This is a genomic window from Gammaproteobacteria bacterium (genome assembly GCA_013696315.1).
Classification (GTDB): Bacteria; Pseudomonadota; Gammaproteobacteria; order JACCYU01; family JACCYU01; genus JACCYU01.
In genome coordinates this window covers 1-6149 of sequence record JACCYU010000115.1, presented here as the reverse complement: position 1 = coordinate 6149, position 6149 = coordinate 1, and the positions used below count along the sequence as shown (strand labels likewise).

The following is a 6149-nucleotide window of genomic DNA, read 5'->3' as shown; positions in this document are numbered from 1 at the left end:
GGCTCATTCGATGCAACATCCTGTGACAGTTACGGACCTTGACGTGCACTGCGGCCGCTTCTGTCTACAATTGCAAATCCTTTACGAACAAAGAAATTCTTTGCCTCTACCGCATGAACTTTCCTGAAGATAATTCTTCACCGGTGAGCTGCTTGTGCGCCAGGGAGATAACGTACTTAGGCGAATACTTGATGCCTTCAAAAACTAATTTCGTATCTATAAGACTGACGCCTTTGGGGAACGCCGGAGTTCTTAATCTCATTGATCGCATCAATGAAATGTTCGTTCTTGAAGTTTTGCGGGATCATCTGACGCCCTTCCGTGCAGCTGCTCAGTCAAGATTCCGCAATAACTCATTCAGCCCCACTTTGCCGCGTGTCTTCGCGTCTACTTTTTTGACGATCACCGCGCAATAGAGGCTGTATTTGCCGTCTTTGGCGGGCAGATTGCCAGAGACCACCACCGAGCCAGCCGGCACGCGGCCGTAGGTGATTTCGTCGCGCTCACGGTCGTAGATGCGTGTGCTCTGGCCGATGAAAACGCCCATGGAAATGACCGCGCCTTGCTCGACGATCACGCCTTCGACCACCTCCGAGCGCGCGCCGATGAAGCAGTCGTCCTCGATGATGGTGGGCGCGGCCTGCAAGGGTTCCAGCACGCCGCCGATGCCCACGCCGCCGGACAGATGCACGTTTTTGCCGATCTGCGCGCATGAACCGACCGTGGCCCAGGTATCGACCATGGTGCCGGAATCGACATAAGCGCCGATGTTCACGTACGAAGGCATGAGCACCACGTTTGGCGCGATGTAGGCGCCCTTGCGCACGGTCGCCGGCGGCACCACTCGCGCGCCCCCCGCGCGGAAATCCTCGGCGTTCACCGCGGCGTATTTTAGCGGCACCTTATCGAAGTAGTTGGTAAAGCCGCCGCTGATAAAGCGGTTGTCCTCGAGGCGGAAAGACAGCAGCACGGCTTTCTTGAGCCACTCATTGGCCGTCCAATGGCCGTTTCTCTTCTCCGCCACACGCAGACGCCCCTGGTCGAGTTGTTCGATGGCCTCGAACACGGCCTCCCTGATGGGCGTGCCGACATTGCGCGGCGAGAGTTCCGCGCGGCGCTCGAACGCGTCTTCAATAATAGATTGCAAATCGCTCATGCCTGGTCTCCGTTAAAGCGTTTCCATAAATTCACGCATGCGCCGTGCGGCCGCGATGCAGGCTTCCAGCGGTGGCACCAGTGCGATGCGTATGTAATTTCTGCCGGGGTTGCGGCCATTATGTGCGCGCGAAAGAAAACTACCCGGCAGCACCGTGACGTTCTGCTGCGCGTATAGCGCTTGCGCGAAACGCTGGTCGTCGATGGGCAGCCGCGGCCAAAGATAGAAACCGCCCGCGGGCTTGGCGACGTCCAGCACCGGCGCGAGTATGTCGATGACGGCGTCGAACTTTTCGCGATAAAGACGGCGGTTGTCGATAACGTGTGCCTCGTCGCCCCAGGCCGCTTCGCTGGCCGCCTGTATGGGTGGCGGCATTGCGCAGCCGTGGTAGGTGCGGTAACGCGCGAACTGCGCGATCAGGCGCGCGTCGCCGGCCACGAAACCGGAGCGCAGGCCCGGCGCGTTAGAACGCTTGGATAAACTATGAAACACCAGACAGCGGCGGAATCCTGTATTGCCCATGCGGGCGGCCGCGCCCAGCAGCCCCGCCGGCGGTCGCGCTTCGTCCGGGTAGATCTCGGCATAACACTCATCGCAGGCAATGATGAAATTGTGTTGTTCGGCGAGCTCGATCAGCCGCCGCAGCAGCGATTCGGGGACGACCGCGCCGGCCGGATTGCCCGGACTGCACAGATACAGCAACTGACAGCGCGCCCAGCTGGTCTCGCTGATCGAATCGACATCGGGGAGGAATCCGTTTTCCTGATCGCAGTTAAGATAATGTGGTTGCGCGCCGGCCAGCAGCGCCGCGCCCTCATAGATCTGGTAGAACGGGTTCGGCATCAGCACTAGTGAACCTTCGCTCCGATCCGCCACACATTGCGCGATTGCGAACAGCGCCTCGCGCGTTCCGTTCACCGGCAGCACGTTGGCCTCAGCGTCAATAGTATTTACCGGCACTTCAAACCGCCGGCACAACCAATGAACAATCGCCTCACGCAGACTGCGCTCGCCGCGGATCAGGGGATAATTCGCCAGCCCGTGGAGGTGCTTGACAAGCGTTTCGCGAATCACGGCAGGTGTGCCGTGTCTCGGCTCGCCGACGGACAGAGCAATCGGCTCTAAGCCGTCCGCCGGCCCCACGTCTTTCAGCAGCGCGGCGAGCTTCTCGAACGGGTAGGACTGTAGCTGCTTTAAACCGGGATTCATCGTTCTTGTTGATAGTCTTCAGTTCACTGGGTCGCGGCCCGCGCCGTTACCTTTATCCGCAGGAATGACTGTGGACTACGCTTTGACCTGTCACCTGTTGCGCGGCCACAGGGCGCGATCAGGAATGCGATCCGGACTCGTCGTTGGCGGGCCCGCCGCCCGCGATCTGGCGCATTAATGTCTCATCGTCTGGTTGCGGCATAACCTCTCGCACGGCCGGTTTTCCCAGACGTGTGAGCAGCCGGGCGCGGATCAACGCCAAGTGCCAGTCGTCGGTGATCCGCTGATTCTTCAGGTCGGTGACGATGAACGTGTCCTCAGCCTGCTCGCCGATGGTGGTGATGCGCGCATTGTGCACGAGCACGTCGCTGTCGGTGAACGCCTTGCCGATGCTGGACAAAAGCCCGGGGCGATCCGCCGTGATCAGCTCCAGTACCGTATAACGGCGGTTGGCGGTAGTGTCGAACGCGATCCGCGTCGGCACATCGAAATGCCGCAGTTTGCGCGATACGCGCCACGAGGTTTCAAGCGGCTCGTGCTCTGGTTCCTGCAACAGATTGGCCAGGGTGGCCGAGATTTCATCGATGCGGAATTGCTCCGCGATCGGCTTGCCGGCGTCGTCCAGCACCATAAAGGTGTCCAGCGTATAACCCGCGCTGGTGGTGGTGATGCGCGCGTCCAACACGTTGAGGCCCAGCCGTGCCAGCGCCGAGGTAATGTACGCGAATAACTGGGGATGGCTTTGCGCGTATATGAAGATCTCGGTACTGCCGCGCGCGGTCAACTGCCGGACCAGAACCAGGGGGCGTTGCCTGAGGTCCGACTGCACGATGGCCTGCGTGTGCCACGCAATCTCGTCGTCGGAGTGCCGCAGAAAATACTGCTCGTCGAATTCGCGCCACAATCCGCGGCAGGCGTCGAGATCAAGACCCCGCGCCCGCAACAGTTGAAGACTGGCCTCTTTGACCTCGCCGATCAACTCCTCGCGCGCCAGTGGATTGTCCAGCCCGCGCTGCAGCACTCTTCTGGCTGCCACATATAACTCCATCAGCAACGCGCCTTTCCAGGAATTCCATAAGCTCGGATTGGTGGCGCGGATATCCGAGACGGTGAGCAGATAAAGATAATTGAGGCGCGCCAGGTTGCCGACCTTCTCGGCGAACGAATTGATGATCGCGGGATCGCTGATGTCGCGGCGCTGCGCGGTGAGCGACATCGATAAATGGTGTCGCACCAGCCATGCGACGAGGCGCGCGTCGTACTCGCTCAGTCCATGCCGTAGACAGAATACCTCCGCCTCGCGCGCGCCGATGTCCGAGTGGTCGCCGCCGCGGCCTTTGCCGATATCGTGGAACAGCGCGGCCAGATACAACAATTCTGGTTTGGGAATCTGCCAGAACAGCTCGCTGCAGAATGGCAGTTCGTGCGCGAACTCAGGCACCGACAGACGCCGCACATTGCGCAGCACCACCAGGGTGTGTTCGTCTACCGTGTAGGTGTGAAACAGATCGTATTGCATGCGGCCCGCCACTCTCGCGAAGCTGGGCCAGTAGGCCGCCAGCACGCCGTAGCGGTTCATGCGCCGCAACTCGCGAGTGATGCCGCGGGGCTGGCGCAGGATTTCCATGAACAGGCTGCGGTTGGCGATGTTATCGCGGAATTTCTGGTCGATCAGATAGCCATGGTCGCGCACCAGCCGGATGGTCGAGGCGCGCACACCCTTGAGTTCCGGGTGTTGCTGCATGACCAGAAACAGTTCCAGTAGCGCCGACGGATAACGTCGAAAAATGTTCTCGTTCGTGACCTCCAGAAAGCCCTTGCGCGCGCGAAAGCGACGGTTGATGCGCCGCGGCTCGTCGGTCTCGCCGGCGTAAAGAATCGCCTCTTTGTATAACTGCAGCAGCATCTCGTTGAGTCGCTGCAATTCCATCACGGTGCGATAATAGCGTTGCATGAACTGCTCGACCGCGAGATTGTTGTCCTCGTCCTTATAGCCGAACTGTTCCGCGATGGTGCGTTGATAGTCGAACAACAGACGATCCTCGCGCCTGCCCGCCAGCATGTGCAGTGCGTAGCGCACGCGCCACAGAAAACTCTGCCCCGAAGCCAGGGACTGATATTCGTCTTCGCCAAGAAAACCGTGGTGTACCAGTTCGTGCAAACTGGTCGCGCCCAGATGCCGTTTGGTGACCCAGCCCAGCGTGTGGATGTCGCGCATGCCGCCGGGACTCTCCTTCACGTTCGGCTCCAGGCGGTACGCGGTGTCGCCGAACTTGTGGTGGCGGCGATCCTGTTCGTCCAGTTTGGCCGAGAAGAACTCACGGCTCGGCCAGATATGTGGCGGCGCGATGCGTTCGGTCAGCTCCCGGTAAAGCGATTCCGGTCCCGCCAGCAGACGTGACTCCATCAGGTTGGTAGCGACCGTAACATCGTCCGCGCCAGCGCGAACGGACTCGTCGAGGGTGCGCACGCTGTGACCAACCGGCAGGCCGATGTCCCACAAAAAGGTCAGAAACTCCGACAATCGTCCTTCCTGCGATGCATCGGGGGGTGCATTCAGCAGCACCATCAGATCGATATCCGAGTAAGGATGCAGCTCGCAACGCCCATAGCCACCGACCGCCACCAGCGCCACACCCGGCGTATCGGTGAGCTTGAAGCGCCGCCATGCCAGCTCCAGCAGATGATCGATAATCGCGGCACGGCCCTGCACGAGCGCGGCGATTTCGGTGCCGCTATGGAACGCGTCGCGGAAGGCCTTGCCGGATTCCTTGAGAATATTGCTGAACGCGGCGATTTCTTTGGATCTCGGTTCGCAATACGGTTGCGGCCAGCGCAATGTCAGCTCTAGCGAAGCGGCGAGCTTCTCGGCGGAAGGCACGGCGTCGGGAGCGTTCATGCCGACTCTTCGGGCCGCAGGGTGAGGATCTCGTGACCGTCTTCGGTAACCAGCACGGTGTGTTCCCATTGCGCGGACAGACTGTGATCCTTGGTTACGACCGTCCAGCCGTCGGCCATCACCTTGACGAAGCGTTTGCCGGCATTGAGCATGGGCTCGATGGTGAACGTCATGCCGGGTATCAGTTCCACGCCGGTGCCCGGTTGGCCGTAATGCAGCACCTGCGGATCTTCGTGAAATCCGCGCCCGATGCCGTGGCCGCAATATTCCCGCACTACCGAGCAACCGTGCTGTTCTGCATAGCTCTGGATTGCATGGCCAACGTCGCCCAGCCGCGCGCCGGGCCGCACCCGGGCTATGCCGGTGCGCAGGGCGGCGTAGGTCGTGTCCATCAGGCGTCTGGCGAGCACTGAGGGCTGGCCGACGTAAAACATCCGGCTGGTGTCGCCATGGAAACCGTCCTTGATGATGGTGGTGTCAATATTCAGAATGTCACCGTTCCTGAGCGTTTTGCCGCTGGGTATGCCGTGGCACACCTGATGGTTGACCGAGGTGCAGATCGATTTCGGAAAGCCGCGATAGTTAAGTGGCGCCGGCACCGCGCCCAGCGCGTTAACGATGAAGTCGTGACACCGCTCATCCAGTTCGTTGGTGGTCACGCCCAGTCTGATATGCTGGCCGATCATCAACAATACCTCCGTCGCCAGACGGCAAGCGACGCGCATTTTACCGATCTCTTCGGGTGTCTTGAGAATGGGTGACATGGCTGGGATTCGGGAGCCGCGCGGCGCGCGGACGCAGGCTTGATCCACCATATTATGCCGCCGATTCATTGTTGCCGATAGCCGGGTATGGTATAAAGCGCGCGCATCGCGCGCAAACTCC

The 6149-nt window shown here is 60.4% G+C and carries 4 protein-coding genes; all 4 read right to left on the bottom strand.

What is annotated here, in order from left to right:
- Positions 1-331: 331 nt before the first annotated feature.
- Complete coding sequence (dapD, locus tag H0V34_07135; GenBank protein MBA2491478.1) at positions 332-1156, bottom strand: 2,3,4,5-tetrahydropyridine-2,6-dicarboxylate N-succinyltransferase; 825 nt, start codon at positions 1154-1156, stop codon at positions 332-334.
- 12 nt (positions 1157-1168) lie between these two features.
- Positions 1169-2365 carry a succinyldiaminopimelate transaminase gene (gene dapC, locus H0V34_07130; protein MBA2491477.1) on the bottom strand — a complete coding sequence of 399 codons (1197 nt, stop codon included), beginning with the start codon at positions 2363-2365 and terminating at the stop codon, positions 1169-1171.
- Between the two features lie 118 nt (positions 2366-2483).
- Positions 2484-5264, bottom strand: a complete 2781-nt coding sequence (gene glnD, locus H0V34_07125; GenBank protein MBA2491476.1) for a [protein-PII] uridylyltransferase — start codon at positions 5262-5264, stop codon at positions 2484-2486.
- Positions 5261-6028, bottom strand: coding sequence for a type I methionyl aminopeptidase (gene map / locus H0V34_07120; protein MBA2491475.1), 768 nt, complete (start codon positions 6026-6028; stop codon positions 5261-5263). The genes glnD and map overlap by 4 nt, the downstream gene beginning before the upstream one ends.
- Positions 6029-6149: the final 121 nt, after the last annotated feature.